This is a genomic window from Pseudomonas sp. RL_15y_Pfl2_60 (genome assembly GCF_963970595.1).
Lineage (GTDB): Bacteria > Pseudomonadota > Gammaproteobacteria > Pseudomonadales > Pseudomonadaceae > Aquipseudomonas.
Genome location: NZ_CAXAOE010000004.1, coordinates 495,964 through 522,197 on the forward strand (window position 1 = coordinate 495,964; position 26,234 = coordinate 522,197).

The following is a 26,234-nucleotide window of genomic DNA, read 5'->3' on the forward strand; positions in this document are numbered from 1 at the left end:
GCGCCCAATAATGATCGCCACGAAACTAACAAAACGGACATGCCAAATTTATACACCTGACAGAATTGTAATTTCCGCGTCACTTTAAGGTTATTAACCCCTTGCAATTATGCGGACTGGCCATGATCAACAAATGCCAACCACTTAAATCAATAACGACATGATGGGTAAGGGGTAAGTATGCGTTTTCAACTAAGCGTCTCAGGTGCATGGAGCTTAATGATTGCTGCGGCAATGCCATCGTTGGTGTCTGCAACGACCAGCGATGTATCAGAAGGGTTTATTGAAGACAGCGAGTTTTCTATTTTAAACCGCAACTATTACTTCAATCGCGACGTACGTAAAGGCGGCTCAAGCCCCACTGGCAATGGTTATTCCGAAGCTTGGGCCCAAGGCATAATCGCACAATACGCCTCAGGCTATACGCAAGGCCCTGTAGGCTTCGGCGTTGATGCGCATGCCATGCTCGGCCTCAAGCTTGACACGGGTAGCGGCCGTGCACGAGGCACAACCTTGCTTCCAGTCGACAGCAACAACCAGGCGGAGGACGAATATTCCAAGGTTGGCGGTGCCGTCAAAATGTACGTGCTGGACACCGAATTCAAATACGGCGATGTGTTCCCCACAACACCCGTTGTTCAATATGGTGACTCACGACTGCTACCGGAAACCTTCCGTGGGTTGGATATTCGCAACACCAGTATTGAGGGCTTGTCCTTACAAGGTGGGCGCTTGCATGCGATGAGCCAACCACAGAACAGCTCGTCCAATAAAGGCTTCTCAACCTTCTATGTCGGTGATGTCGACGCCGACTGGCTGGGTTATTTCGGTGGTGACTACACCGTCAATAAGAACATCGATATCAGCCTTTACACAAGCCGTCTCAATGATGTCTGGAATCAGCACTATGCCTCGATGAACCTCAACTACGAGGTCGCTGATAACTTGGCTCTCTTCGGCGGCTTCAATTATTACAAGGCAACAGACCAGGGCAAGCAACTGCTGGGGTCGTTCGATAATGACATCTACAGCACCCATATTGGCTTTAGCACTGGCCCGCACCGGGTAACCTTGTCTTACCAGAAAAACGAAGGTGATGACGACTTCGATTACCTCAGTTTCTCCGACTCTATCTACCTGAGTAACTCAATCCAGTACAGCGACTTCAACTCGCCAAACGAACGCTCAATGATGCTCCGCTACGACCTCGACATGGCAACCTTTGGCGTGCCGGGCCTATCTTTTATGGCTCGTTATGCCTCGGGGCGTGACGCGGATTACTCCAACGCCAACAGCTATTACGCACGTCTTGACTCAAGCGGTAATGCATTGCGTGATCAAAACCGCTGGGAGCGTGATTTCGAGGCTCGTTACACCGTTCAAGAAGGGGCATTTAAAGACTTGTCTGTTCGTGTTCGCCAAGCCACCACTCGCTCAGATGAATTCTCACCTAACCTAAATGAGGTCCGTGTCATCACGGAATACCCACTCGACATCATTTAATAGTTAATCCGCCTCGTAAATTGAATAACGGGGCGGATTATTTCAACGAACCCTCTGAAACTTTCAATTTTGTAATCTGAACTTCAGCATCCTGTTAGGTTGCCCCCTTCATACTTCACTTGAACTAACCGCCCAGGTCCCTACCGGGTAAAAACTAACACTGAGCGTTACGTAAATAGGTGAATACTTATGAACAGTTTTAAAGTTGCCTTCATTAGTGGATTACTACTTATCTCTGCCGCTGCACTGGCAGAAAACGGTAGCGAGCGTTCGCAAGAGTTCCGCCAGCGTTTTCTAGCAACCCAGGAACGAGTTCATGGAGACGATACGGTTGTCGTATCTGCGGATGAGAACAAGCAAAACGATTCATCCGAAGAGTTAGCTGAAAACAGCTAATTCAAAGCTCCTCTTGTGCCCACCTCTTGTAGCTCTTAAGCTCCTTTGGACGAGGTGTCACCCTAAACGCCCTGATGGGCGTTTTTTTTACACAAGCAATTCTCAATCAGCAACTCTTTGCACCATAAAGGCCACGTTCTCAGCCCCACAAACGCATGCGCGGATAGCAGGTTATTGGGAACGATTGGGCACAAGCCCCGCAGCACTGGCATCCGCTGCTTTCTGATCTGCCGCTGCAGACCAAACGCCGAGTTGCTCGATACTGTCGCGGTATGGCTTGAGCCCTTTGCTCAGCAAGATAATCGAAGTGCTAACCGCCAGTATGGTAACGATCAGCAGCGAATATCGCAGCGCGTTATCGTCAGCAAATACGTAGTCAGTCACCAACGCAACGGCTGTCGGGCCTATCCCCAGACCGAGCAAGGTGATGACAAACAGGTAAATTGCCGAGGCCTGCCCGCGCATCGAGTTAGGCATGATTTCCTGAATAGCAGCCGGTGCCACACCAAATGGCATGCTCAGGCAAAACACCGTTGGCGCCATCAGGACCGAAGCCCAAAAAGCACTTTCCATCAACGGAAAACCCAACACAAAAGGCACGGAACCGATTGCCGCATACAAGCCCACACGCATGTTGGCGTCTGTGCGGCCACGCTTGGCCATCCAGTCGGCCAAGCGCCCACCAAAGACGATGCCCAAGCAACCAAACACCGCCACAATGCTGCCGTAGACAATACCGACGTGGCTGGCATCCCAGCCGTAAGTGCGAATGTAGAAGGTAGGCACCCAAGCCGCGCTGCCATAACCGGCAAAGGCCAGGCCTGCGAAACCGAAGTTATGGCACAGCACCGTGCGCCGATTCTTGCGGATATAGCTGGCCACTTGTGACAACGGCACTACAACACCGGCCCCCGCACCACGACGCGCAGGCTCTTTGACCGCCAACATCAACAAGGTAAAAAAAACTCCGGCAGCGCCAAGGGCGAGGAATATCAGCTGCCAAGGGCGAACCTCGCCCAGCACTGGCAACATCACATCGCCTTGCGCCGAGGCGAACTTGATCACCAAACCGCCCAGCAAGAATGCCAAGCCCGACCCCAGGTAAACCCCCATCGAATAAACGCTGATTGCGGTTGCGCGGCGCTCCAGCGGGAAGCTGTCGGCAATCAATGAATACGCGGCCGGCGACAACGCCGCCTCACCGACGCCCACGCCAATCCGGCACAGCAGAAATTGCCAATAAAGGCGCACCATCCCACACGCAGCGGTGGCGGCACTCCAAAACAGAACACCAAAGGCAATCAGCCCGCGACGACTTTTGCTGTCCGCCAAGCGGCCAAGCGGAATGCCACAAACGGTGTAGAACAAGGCGAACGACAACCCCATCAACAGGCTCATTTCGGTATCAGAAATCGCCAGGTCGCGGCGAATAGGGCCAACCAGCAAGTTGAGAATCTGCCGATCAATAAATGACAGCACATAGGCAACCATCAAAATACTGACGGTGGTCCAGGCGCGAATATTGGAGGGGTAGCCATTGTTGTTATTGGGCATGGGCAGTTTCCTCGGCAGCGCAAACGCGGCGCGCGACGGTTTAAAGTACTGCCAGCTTAGGCGGATATGCCGCCTGGTGAGTATCGCTCGTAGGCGTTATTGATAGGATGAATGTCATCCTTTGGAGTGACAGGCGCCCAACTGCGCCCATCATCCAGATGAGGTTCAACTCAAAGGTCGATAGGCGCGCGCTCGCATAGAACAGCAAGGGCCTCGGTCCAGCTTGGATGATCATTCAAGCATGGCACCAGTTGCAGGGTTTCACCGCCTGCCTCTTGAAACTGCTCCAATCCGCGATCACCAATCTCTTCAAGCGTCTCGATACAGTCGGCAACAAACGCCGGGCACATCACCAGCAGGTTTTTAACCCCCTGCTTCGCTAACTCATCAAGCTGAACCTCGGTGTAGGGTTCAATCCACTTGGCCCGGCCAAGGCGCGACTGAAACGACACCGACCACTGCTCCGGCTGCAAGCCCATTTTTTCGGCAAACGCCTGTGCGCTGCGCATACATTGCGCGCGATAACAGGTGGCCAGGACTTCAGGCGATGCGGTCTGACAACAGTCTGCGCCTTTTAAGCAATGACCAGCGCTTGGATCACGCTTGTGCAAGTGACGCTCTGGCAAACCGTGGAAGCTCAAGAGCAAATGCTCGAAGCCCTTCTCAAGATACGGCTTGGCACTGTCAGCCAATGCGCAAATATATTCTGGCTGATCGTAAAAAGGCTGCAAAATCGACAGTTGCACCTCGGACTTACACTCGCTCAGAACCCGACGTGCTTCTTCAATCACCGTGGTTGTAGTGCTATCCGCAAACTGCGGATACAGCGGAGCCAAGGTGATTTTTTTCACGCCTTGGACAAGCAATTTTTGCAGCTGCGACTCGATTGAGGGTTCACCGTAGCGCATCGCCAACTCGACCGGCCCATGGGTCCACTTGCCTTGCATTGCCTGCTGCAAGCGCTTGCTGAGCACAACCAGGGGCGACCCCTCTTCCAACCAGATAGAGGCATAGGCGTGCGCGGACTGCTCTGGTCGCTTGATCAGGATCAACGAGACCAGCAGCCGCCGAATCGGCCACGGCAGGTCAATCACATAAGGGTCCATCAAAAACTGGTTGAGGTAGCTGCGCACATCGGCAACTTTTGTTGAGGCTGGCGAACCCAGATTAACCAGCAGTAACGCGTGATCGGTCATGCAAATTCCTAGTGCGGCCCGCTTCGATCGGGCTCAGTCTGTCGGACTCAATAAATCCGTTAATGCGACATCCAAATGAGTAAAGCGAAACTCAAAACCGAGGTCGGTCAAACGCTTGGGTTGCGCACGCTGGCCACCCAACAACAGGATCGACATTTCACCAAGGCCTGCGCGCAATAAAAAGCCGGGGACAGGCAACACAGTGAAGCGGTTAAGCGCATGCCCCAACTCATTGGTAAATTCACGGTTGCGCACCGGATGCGGCGAGCAGGCATTATAAGGACCACTGGCCTGTTGATGCTGCAAGAGAAAATCAATCAAGGCGATTTGATCGCTCAAATGCACCCACGGCATCCATTGTTGGCCGCTGCCGATACGACCGCCCAAGCCAAGCCGGAACGGCAACAATAGGCGCTTCAACATGCCGCCGTCCGCAGCAAGCACCAGACCTGTGCGCACCAGCACCACACGAATGCCTAACGCCTGAGCTTGCAGCGCTGCACTCTCCCAATCGGCGCACAAGCGAGAGGCAAAATCATCGCTCATCTGCGGTGATTCCTCGGTCAGTGCTTGATCACCACCGTCGCCATACCAACCAACAGCTGAGCCGGATATAAGCACATCGGGCTTTTGCTCACGCTGCGTCAGCCAGGCGATGAGCTGTTCGGTCAGGGCGATTCGGCTTTCACGTAGCAAGGCCTTGCGCGCGGCACTCCAAGGCTTATCAGCAATGGGGGCACCCGCCAGATTAATCACAGCATCGATAGTTTGATCCTTGAGTTCGTCAAGGTTGGCAACACCTCGAACAGAGTCACCACACAGCGCTTTAACCTGCTCAGGGCGACGACTCCAAACGCTCAACTGGTGCCCCTGCGCGGCCCAGAAATGGCACAAGCCCTGACCGATCAGACCGGTGCCGCCAGTCAGCAAAATATGCATGGCATCTTCCTCGCATGTTTCTAGCCTGAGGTAATTTATCGCAGCTTTTACAGTCTACCTTTGACATAGAGTGCGGCGTTTTATTAACAATGGCTAAGCTTACCGAGTAGCTTGAAAACTGCGCCATTGAGGTTGATGTTCAGCCTTTAACTATAGATGAGACCTGTCTTGGGCCGCACAATCTTATACATATAAATCTAATTGTATAGTTTTACCCCAGAACGTAGCCTAAGGTTCTAGAACATGAGGCAGACCATGAATTCAAGCATTCCCATCGCGATCATCGGTACAGGAATTGCCGGATTATCCGCCGCTCAAGCCCTGCAAGGCGCCGGGTACAGCGTTCAACTTTTCGATAAGAGCCGTGGCAGCGGTGGTCGCATGGCCAGCAAGCGCAGTGACGCTGGCGCCCTTGACCTTGGCGCACAATATTTCACTGCTCGCGACCGGCGTTTTGTCGAAGTTGTGCAGCAATGGCAGGCACGCGGCTGGGCCAGTCAGTGGCAACCGAGCCTGTACAACTATCAAAATGGCGCACTCAGCGCCTCACCCGATGAACAAGTGCGCTGGGTTGGCTCGCCGCGCATGAGCGCAATAACCCGTGCCATGCTCGGTGCCCTACCGGTTCAATTCAGTTGCCGGATTACCGAGGTTTATCGCGGCGAGCACTACTGGAGCCTGCAAGATGCAGAAGGCCAGAGCCACGGCCCATTCAGCCATGTAGTGATCGCCCTGCCCGCGCCACAAGCCAGTACGCTACTTGCCGCAGCGCCCAAACTTGCCGGGGCGGCAGCAAGTGTTTCCATGGACCCGACCTGGGCCGTTGCCCTGTCATTCACAAGCCCGCTAGAGACCCATGTAGAAGGTTGCTTCGTGCAAGACAGCGCGCTCGACTGGCTAGCTCGCAGCACCAGCAAGCCTGGGCGTGAAAGCAGCAACGACACCTGGATACTGCACGCAACCAGCCAATGGAGTCGCCACCACATCGACCTGCCCAAAGAGCAGGTCATCGAGCATTTGCATGGGGCTTTCGCTGAACTGATCGGCTGCGCCGTACCGGCACCAACCTTCACCCTGGCCCATCGCTGGCTGTACGCGCGTCCATCAGCCGCACACCAACTGGGCGCCCTGGCCGATGCGGACTTGGGCCTGTATGCCTGTGGCGACTGGTGTTTGTCAGGCCGGGTTGAAGGTGCCTGGTTGAGCGGCCAGGAAGCCGCACGCAAGCTGCTCGAACACATGCAATGAATGCTTGCCAGGTTCCACGGCGAATCAACCCGCAAAAACTGCTGCTGTCGAAATGGACGGCTGTGGCCCCACGCAATCGCGAAAAGCACTTCATCGTCACCGACCTGGTGCGCGATGAACAAGGCCTGGTGCTGTGCATCGAACTCCAGGCGGTACTGACTAAACGCAGCGAACTGCTGGCCTGGCAAAGCTTGCAGAACAAGGATCAGTGGTTGATGGGTTGGAAATAGCACAGCCCGGCGCTTAGCCCCTTAAAAACTTGTACAAAAAATTTGACTTGTACAAGACCAGCCCTATGATGAAAGAAAGTTGTACATATTTTTATTTTGTACAACTAATCATCAAAGGGTCATCATGGCTATGTCAGACGCTAAGGTCAGCAAACCGAAAATCGCTATCAGCGCCTGCCTGATGGGCGAGCCAGTGCGCTTCAACGGCGGGCACAAAGAGTCGCGACTGTGCAGCCGCAGCCTGAATGAGTATTTCGACTTTGTCTCGATCTGTCCTGAAGTTGCCATTGGCCTGGGCACGCCACGCGAACCTATACGCCTGGTCGGTGACCCCGATGCACCGAGGGCTGTGGGCACCGTCAGCAAAGACCTCGATGTGACGGAGCGCCTGGCAGCTTATGGCCAGCAAGTTGCCGGTGAACTGACAGATATTTGCGGCTACATCTTTATGCAGCAGTCGCCATCTTGCGGCTTACAGCGGGTCAAGGTTTACCAAGACAACGGCCACCCAAGCGAGCCTCAAGGCACGGGTATCTTTGCCGCTGAGTTTGTCGCCCGCCATCCCGACCTGCCCGTGGAAGAAGCGGGTCGCCTGAATGACCCGGTGCTACGCGAAAACTTCCTCTGCCGCGTGTTTGCCTATGCCGACTGGCAGCAGCTAATGCAAGCCGGCCTGACCCGTAAAAGCCTGATTGGCTACCACTCGCGTTACAAATACCTGCTGATGGCAAGCAATCCATTGCAGTACAAAATGCTAGGCCGCCTGCTGGGCAACCTCCGCATACATGATCTGCAAGACTTTGCTCCCAGATATTTCAGCCAGCTAATGGCTGCGCTGAAAAACTGTGCAACCCGTGGCACCCACAGCAACGTTTTGCAGCACATCAGCGGCTATCTCAAGCAATCGCTCAGCGCGCAAGAGAAACAGGAGATGCAGCACCTCATCAGCCAGTACCGCCAAGGTGTGGTGCCGTTGGTGGTGCCCCTGACGCTACTTAAACATCACTTTCGCATGCACCCCGATCCTTACATAAACCAACAGGTTTACCTGCAGCCTCACCCGGAAAACCTCAGTTTGCGAAATGCCCTATGACGCCTCTAGACCAAGCCCCCATAGAGGGGGATTACCAAGCCGCACTCGCGAGTGGTCTTCGACCTATACGTGATGTTGCCCGCATCACCGGCGTTAACCCGGTGACGCTGCGTGCCTGGGAACGTCGCTACGGCTTGATAGTGCCGCAACGCACGGCAAAAGGTCACCGCCTGTACAGCGAACAACACATTAGCCAGATTCAATCGATTCTGATGTGGATCAACCGTGGCGTTTCAGTCAGCCAAGTCAAAGGGTTGCTAAACACCGAATCCCCATCACTTGCCGTGGCTGGCGCGCAATGGGCAGATTCGCAATGGGCACAAAAGTGCCAGCAACTGCTTGAGGCCATCAGTGCCTTGGCTGAGCGGCGCATCGACGACATATTCAACGGCGAGCTCGCTGTGTACCCGCCGCAGGTGCTGTGCAAACAACTGTTATTACCGCTGCTTGTCGAGCTTGAACAACGCTGGCATGGACAATTTGGTGCGCGTCTTGAGCAAGTGTTCTTTTACTCATGGCTACGCAGCAAGCTCGGCGCCCGCCTTTACCACAACAACCGTCAGAACACAGGCGAGCCGCTGCTGATGGTCAACTGTTCTGATTTGCCCATGGCTCCAGGGCTGTGGCTTAGCGCCTGGCTGGCAAGTAGCGCCGAATCGCAGGTTGAAGTGTTTGACTGGCCTGTGCCCCTGGCTGAGTTGAGCATGGCCATCGAACAAATTCAGCCTCGGGCAGTACTGCTGCACTCGACCCAAGCCCTGAACCTCGGCCAGTTGCCGACACTGCTCCAAGGGTATGACATCACCCTACTTATCACCGGGCCAACGGTGACTATCCATCAAGCCGAGTTGCCAGCGCTGCTTATTCAGCACAGCAACCTGGCCATCGCCCTTGACCCGATCAGCGCTATGCAAGTGCTGGCCGATAGACGCCTGCTAGAGGAGGTCTGATGCAGCAGTTGATGTGGTTCCGCACCGACCTTAGGGTGCATGACAATACCGCGTTGGCCGCCGCAATGGCGCAGGGCCCAACTGTCGCCGTGTTTTTGTTGAGCCCCACACAATGGCAGGCTCACGATGATGCTCCCTGCAAGATTGATTTCTGGCTGCGCAACCTCAGCCACCTGAGCCACGAACTGAGCAAGCTTAATGTGCCCTTGCTGATCAGAACGGCCGAGCATTGGGATCAGGCAGCAGGCGTAATTAGCGAGCTGTGCCAGCAACTCGACATTGACCAGGTGCATCTCAACCAGGAATACGGCGTTAACGAAAGCTTGCGCGACGACCAAGTTAGCCAAGCCCTGGATGCCTTGGACATTGAACTGCAGCGCCACCTTGACCAGTTATTTTTTCAGCCGGGCACTGTGCTGACCAAGACTGGGACCTACTTCCAGGTCTACAGCCAGTTCCGCAAGGTCTGCTATCAGCGCCTGCACGACAACATCCCCAAGCTAGTAGCCAAACCTGCGGCGCAAACGGCATTGGCAATCGAAGCGGACCCGGTCCCGCTGCAAGTCGAACCATTTGCAACGCCCAGCAAACAACTGCAGCAACTCTGGCCCGCCGGAGAGGACGAGGCCATGCGCCGCCTGACCCTGTTCGTCGACGAACCCATCGCGGATTATCAAGCTGCGCGTGATATTCCGGCCAGTCCCGGCACTAGCCAGTTGTCTGCGTACCTGGCCGCTGGCGTTATTTCGCCGCGCCAATGCCTGCATGCCGCACTGGCATTTAATCGCGGTGAGTTCGACAGCGGCAATGTCGGCGCCACGACCTGGATTAACGAACTGCTTTGGCGCGAGTTCTACAAACACATCCTGGTTGGTTATCCACGGGTCTCGAAACACCGTGCATTCCGGGTTGAAACCGACGCGCTCAAATGGCGCAACGCCCCCGCAGAATTAGCCGCATGGCAGCAGGGTCGCACAGGTATTCCCATCATCGACGCGGCGATCCGCCAACTACTTAGCACAGGCTGGATGCACAACCGCCTGCGCATGGTGGTGGCCATGTTCCTGACTAAAAACCTGCTGATTGACTGGCGCGAAGGCGAGCGTTTCTTTATGCGCCATCTGATCGACGGCGACCTTGCCGCGAACAACGGCGGCTGGCAATGGAGCGCCTCAACCGGAACGGACGCGGCGCCCTATTTCCGCATATTCAACCCGGTCAGCCAGTCACAGCGCTTCGACCCGGATGGGCGCTTTATTCGCCAATGGCTACCTGAACTAGATGGCCTGGGCAAAAAGGAAATCCATGATCCCTCTGCACTCGGCGGCTTGTTTGGCGTAGCGGACTACCCAAGCCCGATCGTTGATTTAAAAAGCAGCCGTGAACGGGCGATCAACGCCTTCAGGGACCTGAGCGACGAACCGAGGCATGCTTTCCATGAGTGACTTCCTCAAAGACTTCGCCCGCGAGTTCGCAGCGCTTAACAAGCACAATCTTGATCGCCTGGGGGATTTGTACAGCGATGATGCGGTGTTTCAAGATCCACTGCACAAGCTCCACGGCCTGCAAAACATACGCAGCTACTTTGCCGAGTTGTACGCAAACGTCAGCGATTTAAGCTTCGTGTTCAAGGGTTATGACCAGGTTGGAAGTGGCGAAGGCTATCTGCGCTGGACCATGAGCTATCGCCACCCGCGCCTCGCAGGCGGCAAATTGATTCAGGTTGACGGCTGCTCTCACCTGCTGTGGCACACCAAGGTTTATCAACATCGCGACTACTTTGACGCAGGCAGTTTGCTTTACGAACACCTGCCAATCCTAGGCGCAATCATCTCATGGTTGAAAGGCAGGTTGGGCCAATGAACGAACGTCGCTATTGGGTTACCGGCGCCAGCAGTGGCATTGGCGCAGAAGTCGCCGAATTGCTGCTGAGCATGGGCCATCGCGTGGCGCTGAGCGCTCGCTCCGTGGAACCGCTACAAGCCATGGCTGAGCGCTACCCGCATCAGGTGCTGGTCCTCGCGGGTGATCTCTGTGATCGCTATCAAGTGCAGGAAATCACTAATCGCATCAACTCGACCTGGGGCTGGCTGGACACCGCGATTCTCAATGCAGGCACCTGCGAATACCTCGATGCCTCGAAGTTCGATGCCGCACTGATTGAGCGGGTGTGCAAAACCAATCTCTTCGCCACCAGCTACTGTGTCGAAGCCGCCCTGCCCTTGCTACGCAAAAGCCAGCATCCACATCTGGTTGCTGTTGCCAGCTCAGTCACATATTTACCGCTGCCCCGCGCCGAAGCCTATGGCGCGTCTAAGGCTGCGGTGCGCTACTTATTTGAGTCGCTGCGCCTTGACCTGGCCCACGAGGGAATCGATGTAACCCTGATCAGCCCCGGCTTTGTGGATACGCCGCTGACGCAGAACAACGATTTCCCGATGCCCATGCGCATCACCGCAACAACTGCCGCGCAGCACATCGTCAAGCGCCTCGACAAGCGTCCTTATGAGATTGCCTTTCCGTGGCTGTTTATCCGTTGCCTGCGGCTACTCGCCTTCCTTCCCAAAGCGATGCAAGTAGCCATTGGCAAACGCATGGCTCGTACCTAACCAGCAACTAGGATCAGACATGAAAATTGCCATTATCGGCAGTGGTATTTCAGGCCTAACCAGTGCCTATTTGCTTAATCGCAAGCATCACATCACTGTGTTTGAGGCCAGCGACTGGATCGGTGGACACACTCATACGGTTGAGGTCAAAGACGCGGGTGAACGCTTTGCAATTGATACCGGTTTCATTGTTTTCAATGACTGGACCTACCCCCATTTCATTCGTTTGCTCGGCCAACTTGGAGTGGCTTACAAACCCACGCAGATGAGTTTTTCGGTCAGCGACCCGGTCAGCGGTACCGAGTACAACGGCAACAACCTCAACAGTTTATTTGCCCAGCGCAGCAACCTGCTTTCGCCCAGATTCTGGAACATGGTCCGCGATATTCTGCGCTTCAATCGCGAGGTCATCGACGACCTCAATAATCACCGAATCCACCCCAGCATGACCCTGGGCCAATACCTAAAGGCGGGCGGCTATTGCAGCCGCTTCACCGAACACTACATTGTCCCCATGGGCGCAGCGATATGGTCAATGTCGCTGCAAGACATGCTCGATTTCCCCTTGCAGTTCTTCGTGCGCTTTTTCAAGAATCATGGCCTGCTATCAGTCAACAAACGCCCGCAGTGGTGTGTCATCGAGGGCGGCTCAAGCAGTTATATAGAACCCCTGAGCGCCTCATTCAAACAGCATATCCGGCTTAACTGCCCAGTACAGCGGGTCGAGCGCGACACCGAAGGCGTGAACATCTACAGCACCAGCGGCGTTGAGCGCTTCGATAAAGTCGTCTTTGCCTGCCACAGCGACCAGGCCCTTGCACTGCTGGCGCAACCGAGCGCGCAGGAGCAGCAAATCCTCGGTGCCTTGCGCTATGCAGACAATGACGTAGTCCTGCACACCGACATTCGCCTACTCCCCCAGCGGCCGTTGGCCTGGGCCAGTTGGAACTACCGGTTGGGCGGCTCTGCCGAACAACCGGCGGCGGTGACCTACAACATGAACATCTTGCAGGGCCTGCAAAGCGACACGACCTTCTGCGTCAGCCTTAACCAGACAGCCCAGATTGAACCGAGCAAGATCCTCGGCCGCTACAGCTATTCGCACCCGCAATACAGCCTCGACAGCGTTGTCGCGCAAAATCGCCATGAAGAATTACTAGGCGCCAACCACAGCTATTTCTGCGGTGCCTATTGGGCAAATGGCTTCCATGAAGACGGCGTCGTGAGCGCACTGCGTGTTGCCCGCCACTTCGATGAGGCGCTGTGATGAACAGCGCATTCTTCAGCGGTACGGTGCAGCACCGACGCTTTGCCCCAAAACCACACGACTTCAGGTATCGCATGGGGTTTATATACCTGGACCTGGATGAACAGGATCAGGTTCTGGGCTTGTCCAGGCTGGCCGGACGTGGTCGATTTGCGCCGTTTGCATTTCGAGAAACAGACTTTTTACCGCAGTTCACCCGCGTGGGCATTCGCTTGATTGATGCAGTCCGGCTACGCGTGCAGCAAGCCACCGGGCAAATACCCGAAGGTTCGATTTGCCTGCTTGCCCAACCACGCAGCTGGGGACTGGCCTTCAATCCTGCCAGTTTTTTCTATTGCCACGACCGCAACGGCAAGCTGCTTGCCATTCTCTGCGAGGTCAGCAACACACCATGGCGCGAGCGTTATCACTATGTCGTGCCCGCCAGCGACAATGCCAGGCAAGAGGTCAGCGTCAACAAGGCATTCCATGTTTCCCCATTCTTGCCGCGCGACGTTGAATACCGGATGGCCTTCAGCCCGGTCAGTGAGCGGCTGGGGATTCACATGGCCGACTGGCAAGGCAGCGACAAGCTGTTTGACGCCAGCCTGAGCCTGACACGCAGCGAACTCACGCGCAAAAACCTGTATCGCTACCTACTCAGCTTCCCCTGGATGACCGGTAAGACAGTCATTGCAATCTATTGGCAAGCGCTGCGCTTGCTGATCAAACGAACGCCCTTGTTCAACCATGCGCCGGCAACCGACTCATTCAGCGTTGCCCGCCAGCAAGCGAAGGAATCCACCCATGAAAAGCTCTAGCTTCAGTACTTCCAAGAGCGCGTTAATGATGGGTAGCGGCCTGGGCGCAGGCTTGCTACGGCGCGCGGTGCTACGCCAACTGAAAGGCCTGCGTCATGGCTTCCTGACGGTTATCGAGGGCGATCAGCGTTTTGAGTTTGGCGACCCGCACGCCAGCATTCACGCCGAAATCAAGATCAACGACAGCGCCGCCTGGGGCCTGGTTGCCAATAGTGGGTCTATCGGAGCTGGTGAGGCTTATATCCACGGCCACTGGAGTTCCCCAGACCTCACCGCAGTGGTGCGCGTGTTTGTCACTAATCTCGATACCCTGGACGCCATGGAAACCGGTCTTGCTCGCTTGGGGCGTCCGTTCGTGCAGGGCCTGCATTGGCTCAACAGCAATACCCGCAAAGGCTCGCGAAAAAATATCGCGGCTCATTACGACATTGGAAACGAGTTGTTCGAGCAGTTTCTCGACCCCAGCATGATGTATTCCGCTGCGCAATTCTCAAGCGCCGAAGACAGCCTGCAACAAGCCCAGTTGAATAAACTGGAGCGCATTTGCCAGAAGCTCGACCTGCAACCCCAGGATCACCTGCTCGAAATTGGTACGGGCTGGGGCAGCATGGCGATTTATGCCGCGCTCAACTACGGTTGCAAGGTCACCACTACCACGCTCTCCAAGGAGCAATTCAATTACGCCCAGCGACGTATTGAGGAGCAGGGCTTACAAGATCGCGTAACCTTGCTGCTCAATGACTATCGCGACCTGGAAGGTAGCTACGACAAGCTGGTGTCAATCGAGATGATCGAAGCTGTTGGCCATCGTTTCCTTAGCAGCTACTTCCAAAAGTGCGCCAACCTGCTCAAACCTGATGGTTTGATGCTGCTGCAAGCCATTACTATTCGTGACCAACGCTACGAGCAGGCCCGCAATAGCGTCGATTTCATTCAACGTTACATTTTCCCTGGCGGTGCGCTGCCCTCAATCACCAAGATGCTCGATATCATTACCGACAAGACCGACATGAACCTGCATCACATGGAAGACTTTGGCCTGCACTATGCGCGCACGCTGCGCTTATGGCACGAGAACCTGCATCAGGCACGACATAACCTGGAAAAACTCGGTTACGACGAATACTTCTACCGCATGTGGGAGTTCTACCTGTGCTATTGCGAGGGCGGCTTTATTGAGCGCACCATCGGTACCGCACAACTGCTGCTGGCAAAACCTGGCGCACGACCCGCCCCCTTACTTGGACGCTTTAATGCCTAAACTGATCGTCAATGCCCTGCTCTTCCAACTTGGCTGGTTCACCTGTGTGTTCGCCGGTGACAGCCTGTGGTTGCTGATAGTGGCGGGCATATTGGCGGTGCATTTTTTCTGGACCAGCAGTTGGGCCGCTGAAGGCAAACTGTTAATCAGTGTTTTCTGCGCAGGCAGCGCACTGGACAGTTTTTTGCTGAACCTCGGTGTGTTTGAGTTCTCCGAGCCACGCACCCTGATTCCCCTGTGGCTGGCACTGCTCTGGATACTGCTCGCCAGCACGCTTAACCACTGCCTGGCGTGGACAGCCAAGCCTTGGTGGCGCGCCAGCCTGCTGGGCGCAGTTGGAGGGCCTTTGTCGTACTATGCCGGAGCGCAAATCGCAGATGTGCGCTTGCCCTTAGGCACGGCGCCTACCCTGTTGCTGCTGGCGTTGATCTGGGCGCTGGTGATGCCAGTACTGCATGGTTTTGCCAGGCTCTACCGCGCGCAATACGAACAAGCCTTGCGCATGCGTCGATCGGCTTAGGCCACCAAAGCCTTCTGGCTGGCGTACACTGCTGGCCATGACCGACTCAAAGCGCATCCCCGTAACCCAACTGCAACCGCATAGCGCAGACAGCGAAGCTGTGGCCTGCTCAAACTGCGCGGCATGTTGTTGTCAGCTGGAAGTCATGCTGATCACCGACACCGGCGTTCCTGAACGCTATATCAGCACTGACGATTGGGGCGGTGAAGTGATGTTGCGCCTGGATGATGGCTGGTGCGCAGCACTGGACCGCGACAGCATGCGCTGCAGCATTTATGAACAACGCCCACTGATTTGCCGGGAGTTTGAAATGGCATCGCCAGAGTGCCTTGAAGAGCGGCGCGGCATGGCCACTATCTACCGCTGAAACAACAGCGCTGGCAATTGCCAGCGCTGTTGCTGCAAAACCGCTTAGAAACTCAGGCGATAATGCAACGCATAAGACTCAACCCCGTCGTTAGGGTTTTTGATGCCGGCGTTGGAATAGTGAATAGCTCTGATACCGATTTCCTGGCCAGAGAAACGTACACCAGCACCGATGCGATCCTCGAACTGAAACGAGGTACTCAAATCGTTATCTTCGATTTCAGTGCTGGAGAAAAACGCAATGCCAATACCGGCTTCAACATAGGGCCGCAAGTTCTCACCCGCGAATTCGTACACAAACACTGGAGCCAGCGAGACGCTATGGTTACTTGAGGTCTCATCACCGTCCCAGTATGTGTATGCACCGTCCCAATAACCGGTCAGGCGACCGACATCGCTTTGCAGCCAACTTCTGTCGAAATCAAACTGTGCACCAAAACGATAGGTTGTGGTTGAGTCACTGGTTTGTCCAATAGCAAAACTAAGGTCCGCAGCCTGAGCAGAACTGCAAACGCTCCCCCATACAGCAATGGCTGCTGCAACAGCGATAGCTTTTTTCATACCTTGTCCCATGGTTTGTTGCGGGCCCTATTCAGCAGGCCAGTCTTTTTATTTGAACGCCATAACCCCGGCGTTATCCACCCCAAGCTTGGGCAGCACAGCCTGCATTTTTTGCGGGTCCGCGCTGCTCCAGTAAAGCTGTTTAACATCAGATGGCCCAGCAAGTAAATTGCGTTCAGCCAATAACCGCTGCAATTGCTTGGCAACTGCAGCGCCGGTATCAATCAAACCGACATCTGCCGGGACAAGCTGACGCAATAGCGGCTTGATAAACGGATAATGGGTACAGCCCAAGATTAGCGTGTCACAACCCTGCGCCAACAAAGGCTGGACATAGCGTTCAAGTAAAGCGCGAGTCGCGGGACCGTCAAGGTCACCTGCTTCTATCTGCTCAACCAAACCCGGGCAAGGCTGGGTGACAATACGCACGCCGGAGGCAAAGCGATCGAGCAAGGCGGCAAACTGTGCACTCTTGAGTGTACCGCTGGTTGCCAACACACCAACCACACCTGAACGGGTTATTGCTGCAGCGGGCTTGACCGCAGGTTCCATGCCGACAATAGGCAGATCGGGATACAACTCGCGCAGATCGGCTGCACCCGCGACCGTCGCGGTATTGCAAGCCAGCACCAATGCCTTGGCCCCTTGCCCTAACAGAAAATCAGCAATTTCCCGGCAACGCTGGCGAATGAACTCCGGGCTTTTCTCGCCATAAGGTACATGAGCACTGTCGGCGACATAGAGCAATGACTCATTGGGTAGCAACTGGCGAATCTCTGCCAGCACCGACAAACCACCGACACCAGAATCAAAGACGCCAACAGGCGCGTTGTTGTTAGTCGCCGACTTATTCATGTGCAACCTGTTGATGAGCGCCTGAGCACACGCTGCACGCGAGGTCACGTTTAACTCGCAACTCACGAAAGCGCGAGCCCAGTGCGTCTATCAACAACAAGCGGCCAACCATGGGCTCACCAAAGCCGGCCAGCAGCTTCAGCGCCTCAAGCGCTTGCAGGCTGCCGACCAAACCGACTAATGGACCGACCACACCGGCTTCACTACAGGTTAATTCAGCCTCGCTGCCATGGCCGTAAAGGCAGTGGTAGCAAGGGCTGGTATCGCTGCGTGGGTCAAAGACCGACAACTGCCCTTCCAGGCGAATCGCAGCCCCGCTCACCAGCGGTATTCGAGCCGCCACACAGGCCGCGTTAACAGCCTCTCGCGTGGTGAAGTTATCCGAGCAATCAAGCACCAGATCCACGGCGGCAACCGCACTGGCCAGTGAGTCCTGATCCAGCGCGCTGCGCAGTAATTGCAACTTGATCAGCGGGTTGATTGCCTTGAGCCTGGCGGCCGCGGAGTCAACCTTGGCCTGGCCGACAGTCAAGCTGTCATGGGCGATCTGGCGCTGCAGGTTACTCAGGTCAACGCTGTCGAAGTCGGCCAGGTGCAACTCGCCAACACCCGCTGCCGCCAGATAAAGCGCGACCGGCGAGCCCAGTCCGCCAACCCCGACTATCAGTACACGACTATTTTTCAGGCGTAGCTGACCGGCTACATCAATCTGCTGGACAAGAATTTGTCGGCTATAGCGCAATAACTCTTCGTCACTGAGCTCTGCAAAAAAACCAGCCTGTTCACTCATGGGCAAAACATCCAATGCTAATGCGTTGATGACCACCAAGATCGCGGCGACTTTCAACCCGGTTAAACCCACGCGCGCTCAACAGTTCGCACACGGCTGCAGCTTGATCATAACCATGTTCAAGCAACAACCAGCCTTGGGTGCTGAGAAAATGAGGGGCCTTATCGATGATCAAGCGAATATCATCGAGGCCGTCATGACCTGCAACCAGGGCACTGCTGGGCTCAAAACGCACATCGCCCTGGCCCAGGTGCTGATCATCCGCAGCGATATAGGGCGGGTTACTGACAATCATCTGGTAACGCTCATCGCCAACCGCATCAAACCAGTTGCTTAGCAGGAACCGGGCATTAGCCAGCTTTAAACGACGGCGATTACGTTCGGCCAACTCGACGGCTTGCGGCACGCGGTCAAGCCCACAAAGCTGCCATGCAGGTCGCTCGCAAGCCAGCGCCAGAGCGATTGCTCCGGTGCCAGTGCCCAGGTCGAGCACAGCGGCGGGCGTTGCCGGTATCAACTGCAATGCGGTTTCAACCAGCAATTCCGTGTCGGGGCGGGGAATCAGGGTATGCGGCGCGACTTCCAGATCAAGGCTCCAAAAGCCTTGCTGGCCGATGATATAAGCCACAGGTTCACCGGCCTGGCGTCGCTTGATCGCTGCGGCGAACTGCTCAAGCTGGGCGTCACTGACTGCTTTGTCGGCCCAGGTGTGCAAGTAGCTGCGCGACTTACCCAGTGCGTGCGCCAGCAATAGCTCAACATCCAACCGGGCACTTGGAGAGTCCGGCAGCTGTGTGCTGCTCAGTAGTGCTTGGATCGTCGGCATGGGTTCAAGATCGGCTCGGGCAATGGTGATATAGAGTAGCGCGCCGAGCCGCAGCTGTTAACGCGCGCAGACAGCGCGGGCCGGATCAGTCGCCCAGCGCCGCCAACTGATCAGCCTGGTATTCGGCGAGCAACGGCTCGATCACGGCATCGACACCACCGGCCATGACTTCAGCCAGCGAGTACAGGGTCAGGTTGATACGGTGATCGGTCACCCGCCCCTGTGGGAAGTTGTAGGTGCGAATACGCTCAGAGCGGTCGCCCGAACCGACCAGCAACTTACGGGTGTCGGAAATCTCTTTGTGCGCAGCGGCGTCCTGCTGGTCTTTGAGCTTGGCACCCAACCAGGCCATCGCCTTGGCGCGGTTCTTGTGCTGGGAACGTTCTTCCTGGCACTCGACCACAGTCCCGGTTGGGATGTGGGTGATGCGGATAGCCGAGTCAGTGGTGTTGACGTGCTGGCCACCGGCACCGGAGGAGCGATAGGTATCAACGCGCAAATCGGCCGGGTTGATATTGATTTCAGCTTGCTCGTCTGGCTCAGGCAGGACAGCGACGGTACAGGCCGAGGTGTGCACTCGCCCCTGGGATTCGGTTTCAGGTACGCGCTGAACACGGTGCGCGCCCGACTCGAACTTGAGCTTGCTGTATACGTTATCGCCTTCAATACGCGCGATGACTTCTTTAAAGCCTCCGTGCTCGCCTTCGCTGGCCGAGAGAATCTCAACCCGCCAGCCGCGACGCTCGGCGTAACGCGAATACATGCGGAACAGGTCACCGGAGAAAATCGCCGCTTCATCCCCGCCCGTACCGGCACGCACTTCAAGGAATACGTTGCGGTCATCATTCGGATCTTTGGGCAGCAGCATGCGCTGTAAGTCAGCTTCGAGCTTGAGCAATTGCTCTTTGGCCTCGGCAACTTCTTCTTCAGCCATTTCACGCATATCCGGATCGCTGTCTTTCAACAGCCCCTGGGCGCTTTCAAGGTCGGCCAGGACTTTGCGGTATTCGCTAAACGTAGCATTTACCGGCTCGATCTCGGCATATTCCTTGGAATACGCGCGAAATTGCTGTTGATTGCTGATCACTTCGGCATCACCAAGCAACGCCGTCAGTTCCTCGAAGCGGTCCTGCATCAAATCAAGTTTATTGAGCAGCGAAGGTTTCATTGCATGCCTTTGTTGGATGACACGCCCTCATCGAGGGCAAAAAGTTCTTGTGCCACGGCCAGCGCATCAATGCGCCCGTCAGCAGACAGTTTTTTCATCTGCACGCTAGGCGCATGCAGCAGTTTATTGGTCAGGCCACGCGCCAGTTGCGCCAGCACATCCTCGGCGCTTGCCCCGTTGCTCAGCATACGCTGAGCCTTGGCCAGCTCCTCATCGCGAAGGCGCTCGGCTTGCTGGCGATAGGCTTTAAGCACATCGACAGCGGCCAGTTCACGCAGGCGCTGCATAAAGTCCTCAGCGCCAACAGAAACCAGCTCTTCCGCAGCCTCTGCCGCACCTTGGCGACTCTTGAGGTTCTCGGCAATGACTTCGTGCAGGTCATCAACTGTATAGAGGTAAACATCGTCAAGCTCACCGACTTCCGGCTCGATGTCCCGCGGGACGGCGATATCGACCATGAAAATTGGCTTATGCTTACGCTGCTTGAGCGCGCTTTCCACGGCACCTTTACCTAAGATTGGTAACTGGCTCGCAGTCGAACTGATCACGATGTCGCTCTTGGCAAGCTCCTGTGGAATATCCGAAAGCAACACCGCATGTGCGCCGAACTGTTCTGCCAGGCTGCTGGCACGTTCCAAGGTACGGTTGGCGACGACAATGCGCTTGACCCCTTGATCATGCAGGTGGCGGGCGACCAGGCTGATGGTTTCTCCTGCCCCGATCAGCAGCGCCTGGCTGCGATTGAGATCGCTGAATATTTGCTTGGCCAGGCTGACGGCTGCAAATGCCACCGACACCGGGTTTTCACCAATAGTAGTGTCGGTGCGCACCTGTTTGGCGGTGCTGAAGGTCGCCTGAAACAAGCGCCCCAGCAAAGGCCCCATGGTGCCAGCCTCGCGGGCGACCGCAAATGCTGACTTCATTTGCCCGAGAATCTGCGGCTCACCCAACACCATTGAATCGAGGCCAGAGGCCACGCGCATCATGTGACGAACTGCCGCATCATCTTCATGAATATAAGCACAGGCGCGCAGGTCTTCCAGGTTCAGATTATGGTAACTGGCCAGCCATTGCAGGACTGCATCGGATGTGAGGCTGTCTTGCTCGATGTAGAGTTCGCTGCGATTACAGGTCGAAAGAATGGCAGCTTCGCGGCTAGCCGTATCCCTGCACAGTAGCTGCAATGCCTCAACCAACTGCTCTGGAGTGAATGCCACGCGTTCGCGGACGTCCACCGAGGCGGTTTTGTGGTTAATACCGAGGGCAATAAAGGCCATGCATGTTCGCTGACAGATGAAATAAGCCGGCAATTGTCCTACTTCGACCGTTAGAGAACAACCACCGCTCGTTATTGTCACAACATCTCAAGCACAATTTATCTTGCCCGAGGGGCATCGAATAATGGATGCCTGAGGCAAGAAACCTATAAATTTGAATGTATTTCGTAAAATATTTGCACTGCACTGTTGTTCATTGCTCAGCTTTAACCCAGCATCATGCAATAAAGGCCTCGTTGAATTGCCTTAACCAATTGCCCCATGGGCTTGCCCAATGGCTTGTGTCATGATGCTCCGACCGCAGGTTAGCCGTCTCGTCTTCTATGAATAGATCCTTAGCACTACTGACAGCCATGGCTTTTTTGGGTGGCTGCCAAACCTTTAATACCTCGACTGATGGCTCGCCACCGGTCGAGGACGTGACCGCAACCGAGCAAGCTGCCAAGCCCGAGGTTTACAGCTCATTCAGCAAGGAAACCTTGCTGGCGCTGCTGACCGCAGAAATGGCTGGCCAACGCAACCGCTTTGACATTGCACTGGGCAACTACGTGCAGCAAGCCAATGCGACGCAGGATGCCGGAGTTGCCGAGCGCGGCTTTCGCATTGCCGAGTACCTGGGCGCAGACCAGGCCGCCTTGGACACCGCATTGATCTGGGCGAAAAACGCTCCCGACGCCATCGATGCGCAGCGGGCAGCGGCCGTGCAACTGGCGCGCGCCGGACGTTATGACGAATCCATGTCATACATGGAGAAAGTTCTGCAACGCCAAGGCGACACACACTTCGACTTTCTGGCCCTGTCTGCCGCTGAAACCGACCCGGATTCGCGCGCAGGATTGCTGCAAAGCTTTGACCGGCTGCTGGCTAAGTACCCCGAGAATGGCCAGCTGATTTTTGGCAAAGCCCTGCTGATGCAGGAAGATGGTCGCTCTGAAGAAGCCCTTGAGCTACTCGAAAGCCATCCAGCCAAAACCGATGATGTCGCGCCACTATTGCTGCAAGCCCGCTTGCTAACCAGCTTGCAGCGTGGCGATGAAGCGCTGCCTCTGCTTGAAGACGGCATCAGCAAGCACCCCGACGATAAACGCTTGCGCCTGACCTATGCCCGCACACTGGTTGAGCAAGGCCGCATGGAAGACGCCAAGGGCGAGTTTTCATCGCTGGTACAACAGTTCCCGGAAGACGACGATTTGCGTTTCTCGCTGGCCCTGGTCTGCCTGGAGGCCCAGGCATGGCAAGAAGCTATCGTTTACCTTCAGGAGCTTATAGAACGCGGCAGCCATGTTGATGCAGCACACTACAACCTGGCCCGCGCCTATGAAGAACTTGATGAGCCAGACAGCGCCCTGATCGAGTACGGCCTGGTCGGCCCAGGCAATGACTACCTGCCCGCCCAGGCGCGCCAGACCGAGATACTGTTCGCCAGTGACCGCATCAGTGAGGCCTCGGCCAAACTTGACAAAGCCCGTGGCGCAGAGCCTGACTACGCCATCCAGCTGTACCTGATAGAGGCCGAAGCACTGGCCGGCAAGCAACGCAAAGAGCAGGCCTGGCAACTGATCCAGCAAGGGCTTGAGCAGTTCCCGGACGACCTCAACCTGCTCTACACCCGCGCCATGCTCGCCGAAGACCGTGATGAACTCGGTCAACTGGAAACCGACCTGCGCTTTATTCTTGAGCGTGACCCAGAAAACACCATGGCGCTTAATGCCTTGGGTTATACCCTGGCCGATCGCACCACCCGTTACCAGGAAGCCGACGAGCTAATCGAAAAAGCCTATCGCTTGAGCCCGAATGACCCGGCAATTCTCGACAGCAAAGGCTGGGTCAACTATCGCCTGGGCAAGCTTGACGAAGCAGAACGCTTCCTGCGTAAAGCACTCGAAGACTTTCCCGACCATGAGGTCGCCGCCCACCTGGGTGAAGTCCTTTGGGTCCAGGGCAAACAAAGCGAAGCCCGTGAAGTCTGGGCAAGCGCCCTGGAAAAGCAACCCGACAGTGAAGTCTTGCGCAGCACCATCAAGCGCCTGACAGGAGCAGAGAAACCCTAATGCGTTTGCGCTACCTTATTGCCTGCAGCCTATTTGCGCTGCTGACCGGCTGCGCCGGCTTGATCTCCCACGAATCAGTTGAAGGCCAGGGAAATCAGGCCGCCTGGCAAGCTCACAAAGAACAGTTGAGCGCGCTGGACGCCTGGCAAATCAGCGGAAAAATCGGCATCCGCGCCCCCAAAGACTCGGGCAGCGCGACCTTGTTCTGGCTACAGCGCCAGGACTACTTCGATATTCGCCTGTCCGGCCCGCTGGGTGGCGGCGCGGCGCGCTTGACCGGTCGTCCGGGCGAAGTGCTGCTTGAGGTTGCCAACAAAGGCCGCTACAAAGCCGAGTCCCCCGAAGCCCTGCTGCAACAACAGTTGCGCATGAACCTGCCAGTCTCGCACCTGCTCTGGTGGGTCCGTGGCCTCCCCGCTCCCGACACCAAGAGCAACGTCACCCTCGACACCGAAAGCCACTTGTCGCGACTGACGCAAGATGGCTGGCAAGTCGAATACCTCAGCTACGTTGAGCAAAACGGCTATTGGCTGCCAGAACGCATCAAGCTGCATGGCCAGGACCTGCAGGTCACCATAGTGGTCAAGGACTGGCAACCTCGCCAGTTGGGCCAATAATGCCCGGGCAACACCACAGCAGCGAACGCCTGACCCTGCCTGCGCCGGCCAAACTCAACCTGATGCTGCACATCCTTGGCCGCCGCGCCGATGGCTACCACGAACTGCAAACCCTGTTTCAGTTTCTCGATTTCGGTGACGAGCTGAGTTTTGCGCCGCGCGCCGATGGCGAAATCCATCTGCATACTGAAATTGCCGGCGTCACCCATGACAACAACCTCATCGTCCGGGCCGCCCGCATGTTGCAGAAGCATGCCGGTTGCGCCCAGGGCGCCGATATCTGGCTAGACAAACAATTGCCGATGGGCGGCGGTATCGGTGGTGGCAGCTCCGATGCAGCCACCACCCTCCTCGGCCTCAACCACTTGTGGCGACTCAACTGCAGCCTCGACGAACTGGCAAACATAGGCCTGACGCTGGGTGCAGACGTGCCGGTGTTCGTTCGCGGGCACGCTGCCTTTGCTGAAGGCGTGGGTGAAAAATTGACGCCAATCGAGCTTCCAGAGCCCTGGTTTCTCGTGGCAATACCGCAAGTACTTGTACCCACAGTAGAAATTTTCTCTGACGCCGAGTTGACACGCGATACGCCGCCCATTAAAGTTCGCAGCCTTCTTGAGGGGGGCGGTCGAAATGATTGCCAGCCAGTTGTAGAAAAGCGTTATCCAGAAGTACGTAACGCTCTGATCTTGTTGAACAAATTTGTTCCCGCAAGATTAACTGGCACTGGAGCTTGTGTATTTGGGAGCTTCCCAAATGAGGTCGATGCTGATAAAGTCGCCCGCCAACTTCCAGCCACTTTGCCAAGTTTTGTTGCACAAGGCCGTAACATCTCGATGTTGCACCGAGCGCTTCAGGAGTTGGACAGGAAGTAGATGTAAAGTAGCAAGCAACACCAGATAGGGGCGTCGCCAAGCGGTAAGGCAGCAGGTTTTGATCCTGCCATGCGTTGGTTCGAATCCAGCCGCCCCTGCCATTAACGCCTTATTGGGCTTTAATGTCTGGAGAGCTACAAGCATCAGCAATGAAATACGATACAGGGGCGTCGCCAAGCGGTAAGGCAGCAGGTTTTGATCCTGCCATGCGTTGGTTCGAATCCAGCCGCCCCTGCCAATTTCTATACTCATCCAGGTATACCCTCAGCCGGTAGGTACTGCGCGTGTCCAAGATGATGGTCTTTACGGGGAACGCTAACCCCGATCTGGCGCGGCGTATTGTACGCCAGCTGCACATCCCCCTCGGCGATGCCTCTGTCGGTAAATTCTCCGACGGCGAAATCAGCATTGAAATCAACGAAAACGTTCGTGGTAAAGACGTCTTCCTGATTCAGCCGACGTGCGCGCCAACAAACGATAACCTGATGGAACTGGTAGTGATGGCCGATGCCTTCCGCCGCTCATCAGCAACCCGAATCACTGCTGTTATCCCCTACTTTGGCTATGCACGCCAGGATCGCCGTCCGCGTTCCGCCCGCGTTGCAATCAGCGCTAAAGTCGTGGCTGACATGCTCACCGTTGTAGGCATTGACCGTGTTCTCACTGTCGACCTGCACGCTGACCAGATTCAAGGTTTCTTCGATATCCCGGTAGATAACATCTACGGCTCCCCGGTTCTGGTGGATGATATTGAAGATCAACGCTTCGAAAATCTGATGATCGTCTCCCCGGACATTGGCGGTGTAGTGCGTGCGCGTGCTGTAGCCAAGTCTCTGGGTGTTGATCTGGCGATCATCGACAAGCGCCGCGAGAAAGCCAACCACTCCGAGGTGATGCACATCATCGGCGACGTGGAAGGCCGCACCTGTATTCTGGTTGACGACATGGTCGATACCGCAGGCACCTTGTGCCACGGTGCCAAAGCCCTGAAAGAACACGGCGCTGCCAAGGTATTTGCTTACGCCACCCACGCTGTGCTGTCGGGTCGCGCTATCGAGAACCTTGAAAATTCGGTACTGGACGAACTGGTGGTGACTAACACCATCCCGCTGTCTGCTGCCGCACAATCGTGCTCGCGTATTCGCCAGCTCGATATTGGCCCGATTGTCGCCGAAGCGGTTCGCCGCATCAGCAACGAAGAATCGATCAGCGCAATGTTCCGTTAATTCGGAACCTTGTGCCCTGAGCGAAATGCGCCCCGCCTTAATGCGGGGCTTTTTTACCT

Annotated in this window: 27 protein-coding genes and 2 tRNA genes; 20 read left to right on the forward strand and 9 right to left on the reverse strand. The window is 55.9% G+C overall.

From position 1 onward, the window contains the following. The first annotated feature begins 180 nt into the window (after positions 1-180). Positions 181-1,503 (forward strand): OprD family porin, encoded by a 1,323-nt coding sequence (locus tag AACY26_RS13975; RefSeq protein WP_445261302.1) that lies wholly within the window; start codon positions 181-183, stop codon positions 1,501-1,503. A gap of 189 nt (positions 1,504-1,692) precedes the next feature. Beyond that, positions 1,693-1,899 carry a hypothetical protein gene (locus tag AACY26_RS13980; protein ID WP_339515015.1) on the forward strand — a complete coding sequence of 69 codons (207 nt, stop codon included), beginning with the start codon at positions 1,693-1,695 and terminating at the stop codon, positions 1,897-1,899. Between the two features lie 171 nt (positions 1,900-2,070). Here the strand turns inward: AACY26_RS13980 and AACY26_RS13985 are convergent, their stop codons facing one another. From AACY26_RS13985 to AACY26_RS13995, 3 genes are all read right to left on the reverse strand, one after another. Beyond that, positions 2,071-3,453 carry a spinster family MFS transporter gene (locus AACY26_RS13985; protein WP_339515017.1) on the reverse strand — a complete coding sequence of 461 codons (1,383 nt, stop codon included), beginning with the start codon at positions 3,451-3,453 and terminating at the stop codon, positions 2,071-2,073. Between the two features lie 170 nt (positions 3,454-3,623). Further along, positions 3,624-4,649, reverse strand: coding sequence for a ferrochelatase (hemH, locus tag AACY26_RS13990; RefSeq protein ID WP_339515019.1), 1,026 nt, complete (start codon positions 4,647-4,649; stop codon positions 3,624-3,626). Between the two features lie 33 nt (positions 4,650-4,682). Beyond that, positions 4,683-5,588: a TIGR01777 family oxidoreductase gene (locus AACY26_RS13995; protein WP_339515021.1), complete on the reverse strand. Its 906-nt coding sequence runs from the start codon at positions 5,586-5,588 to the stop codon at positions 4,683-4,685. 255 nt (positions 5,589-5,843) lie between these two features. Between AACY26_RS13995 and AACY26_RS14000 the strand changes: the two genes are divergently transcribed. The 12 genes from AACY26_RS14000 to AACY26_RS14055 all read left to right on the forward strand — a co-directional run bounded on the left by AACY26_RS14000 (position 5,844) and on the right by AACY26_RS14055 (position 15,933). Next, a complete protein-coding gene (locus AACY26_RS14000; RefSeq protein WP_339515023.1) occupies positions 5,844-6,836 on the forward strand; it encodes an NAD(P)/FAD-dependent oxidoreductase in 993 nt (330 codons plus the stop codon). Next, complete coding sequence (locus tag AACY26_RS14005) at positions 6,833-7,066, forward strand: TIGR02450 family Trp-rich protein (RefSeq protein ID WP_339515025.1); 234 nt, start codon at positions 6,833-6,835, stop codon at positions 7,064-7,066. The genes AACY26_RS14000 and AACY26_RS14005 overlap by 4 nt, the downstream gene beginning before the upstream one ends. Positions 7,067-7,196: 130 nt before the next feature. Next, the gene (locus AACY26_RS14010) at positions 7,197-8,159 is read left to right on the forward strand and encodes a YbgA family protein (protein ID WP_339515150.1); all 963 of its coding nucleotides are present in this window, start codon (positions 7,197-7,199) and stop codon (positions 8,157-8,159) included. After that, positions 8,156-9,109, forward strand: a complete 954-nt coding sequence (locus AACY26_RS14015) for a MerR family transcriptional regulator (RefSeq protein ID WP_339515027.1) — start codon at positions 8,156-8,158, stop codon at positions 9,107-9,109. Before AACY26_RS14010 ends, AACY26_RS14015 begins: the two co-directional genes overlap by 4 nt. Further along, entirely contained in the window at positions 9,109-10,554 is a 1,446-nt protein-coding gene (gene phrB / locus AACY26_RS14020) for a deoxyribodipyrimidine photo-lyase (protein ID WP_339515029.1), read from the forward strand. The genes AACY26_RS14015 and phrB overlap by 1 nt, the downstream gene beginning before the upstream one ends. After that, positions 10,547-10,972, forward strand: coding sequence for a nuclear transport factor 2 family protein (locus AACY26_RS14025; protein WP_339515031.1), 426 nt, complete (start codon positions 10,547-10,549; stop codon positions 10,970-10,972). The genes phrB and AACY26_RS14025 overlap by 8 nt, the downstream gene beginning before the upstream one ends. After that, positions 10,969-11,718 (forward strand): SDR family NAD(P)-dependent oxidoreductase, encoded by a 750-nt coding sequence (locus AACY26_RS14030; RefSeq protein ID WP_339515033.1) that lies wholly within the window; start codon positions 10,969-10,971, stop codon positions 11,716-11,718. The genes AACY26_RS14025 and AACY26_RS14030 overlap by 4 nt, the downstream gene beginning before the upstream one ends. Positions 11,719-11,737: 19 nt before the next feature. Continuing rightward, on the forward strand, positions 11,738-12,985 hold the full coding sequence (locus AACY26_RS14035; protein WP_339515035.1) for an NAD(P)/FAD-dependent oxidoreductase: 1,248 nt from the start codon (positions 11,738-11,740) through the stop codon (positions 12,983-12,985). Then, on the forward strand, positions 12,985-13,785 hold the full coding sequence (locus AACY26_RS14040) for a DUF1365 domain-containing protein (protein WP_339515037.1): 801 nt from the start codon (positions 12,985-12,987) through the stop codon (positions 13,783-13,785). The genes AACY26_RS14035 and AACY26_RS14040 overlap by 1 nt, the downstream gene beginning before the upstream one ends. Beyond that, positions 13,772-15,046, forward strand: coding sequence for a cyclopropane-fatty-acyl-phospholipid synthase family protein (locus AACY26_RS14045; RefSeq protein WP_339515039.1), 1,275 nt, complete (start codon positions 13,772-13,774; stop codon positions 15,044-15,046). Before AACY26_RS14040 ends, AACY26_RS14045 begins: the two co-directional genes overlap by 14 nt. Further along, positions 15,039-15,566, forward strand: coding sequence for a DUF2878 domain-containing protein (locus AACY26_RS14050; protein WP_339515041.1), 528 nt, complete (start codon positions 15,039-15,041; stop codon positions 15,564-15,566). The genes AACY26_RS14045 and AACY26_RS14050 overlap by 8 nt, the downstream gene beginning before the upstream one ends. A gap of 37 nt (positions 15,567-15,603) precedes the next feature. Beyond that, positions 15,604-15,933, forward strand: coding sequence for a YkgJ family cysteine cluster protein (locus AACY26_RS14055; protein ID WP_339515043.1), 330 nt, complete (start codon positions 15,604-15,606; stop codon positions 15,931-15,933). Between the two features lie 44 nt (positions 15,934-15,977). Here the strand turns inward: AACY26_RS14055 and AACY26_RS14060 are convergent, their stop codons facing one another. From AACY26_RS14060 to hemA, 6 genes are all read right to left on the reverse strand, one after another. Further along, positions 15,978-16,493 (reverse strand): acyloxyacyl hydrolase, encoded by a 516-nt coding sequence (locus AACY26_RS14060; protein ID WP_339515045.1) that lies wholly within the window; start codon positions 16,491-16,493, stop codon positions 15,978-15,980. A gap of 48 nt (positions 16,494-16,541) precedes the next feature. Continuing rightward, a complete protein-coding gene (murI, locus tag AACY26_RS14065; RefSeq protein ID WP_339515047.1) occupies positions 16,542-17,348 on the reverse strand; it encodes a glutamate racemase in 807 nt (268 codons plus the stop codon). Continuing rightward, positions 17,341-18,138 (reverse strand): molybdopterin-synthase adenylyltransferase MoeB, encoded by a 798-nt coding sequence (locus tag AACY26_RS14070; protein ID WP_339515049.1) that lies wholly within the window; start codon positions 18,136-18,138, stop codon positions 17,341-17,343. Before AACY26_RS14070 ends, murI begins: the two co-directional genes overlap by 8 nt. Further along, entirely contained in the window at positions 18,131-18,964 is an 834-nt protein-coding gene (gene prmC, locus AACY26_RS14075; protein ID WP_339515051.1) for a peptide chain release factor N(5)-glutamine methyltransferase, read from the reverse strand. Before prmC ends, AACY26_RS14070 begins: the two co-directional genes overlap by 8 nt. Positions 18,965-19,049: 85 nt before the next feature. Beyond that, positions 19,050-20,132 (reverse strand): peptide chain release factor 1, encoded by a 1,083-nt coding sequence (gene prfA / locus AACY26_RS14080; RefSeq protein ID WP_339515053.1) that lies wholly within the window; start codon positions 20,130-20,132, stop codon positions 19,050-19,052. Continuing rightward, the gene (hemA, locus tag AACY26_RS14085; RefSeq protein WP_339515054.1) at positions 20,129-21,409 is read right to left on the reverse strand and encodes a glutamyl-tRNA reductase; all 1,281 of its coding nucleotides are present in this window, start codon (positions 21,407-21,409) and stop codon (positions 20,129-20,131) included. The genes prfA and hemA overlap by 4 nt, the downstream gene beginning before the upstream one ends. A 323-nt stretch (positions 21,410-21,732) precedes the next feature. On the opposite strand from hemA, the gene AACY26_RS14090 reads away from it, so the two are divergent. From AACY26_RS14090 to AACY26_RS14115, 6 genes are all read left to right on the forward strand, one after another. After that, positions 21,733-23,460 carry a tetratricopeptide repeat protein gene (locus AACY26_RS14090; protein WP_339515055.1) on the forward strand — a complete coding sequence of 576 codons (1,728 nt, stop codon included), beginning with the start codon at positions 21,733-21,735 and terminating at the stop codon, positions 23,458-23,460. Next, positions 23,460-24,077 (forward strand): lipoprotein insertase outer membrane protein LolB, encoded by a 618-nt coding sequence (gene lolB / locus AACY26_RS14095; RefSeq protein ID WP_339515057.1) that lies wholly within the window; start codon positions 23,460-23,462, stop codon positions 24,075-24,077. The genes AACY26_RS14090 and lolB overlap by 1 nt, the downstream gene beginning before the upstream one ends. After that, positions 24,077-24,949 carry a 4-(cytidine 5'-diphospho)-2-C-methyl-D-erythritol kinase gene (ispE, locus tag AACY26_RS14100; protein WP_339515059.1) on the forward strand — a complete coding sequence of 291 codons (873 nt, stop codon included), beginning with the start codon at positions 24,077-24,079 and terminating at the stop codon, positions 24,947-24,949. Before lolB ends, ispE begins: the two co-directional genes overlap by 1 nt. A gap of 26 nt (positions 24,950-24,975) precedes the next feature. Continuing rightward, positions 24,976-25,050: transfer RNA gene (locus AACY26_RS14105), tRNA-Gln, on the forward strand. 62 nt (positions 25,051-25,112) lie between these two features. Then, positions 25,113-25,187: transfer RNA gene (locus tag AACY26_RS14110), tRNA-Gln, on the forward strand. 46 nt (positions 25,188-25,233) lie between these two features. Then, complete coding sequence (locus AACY26_RS14115; protein WP_087515887.1) at positions 25,234-26,175, forward strand: ribose-phosphate pyrophosphokinase; 942 nt, start codon at positions 25,234-25,236, stop codon at positions 26,173-26,175. The last annotated feature ends 59 nt before the right edge of the window (positions 26,176-26,234 follow it).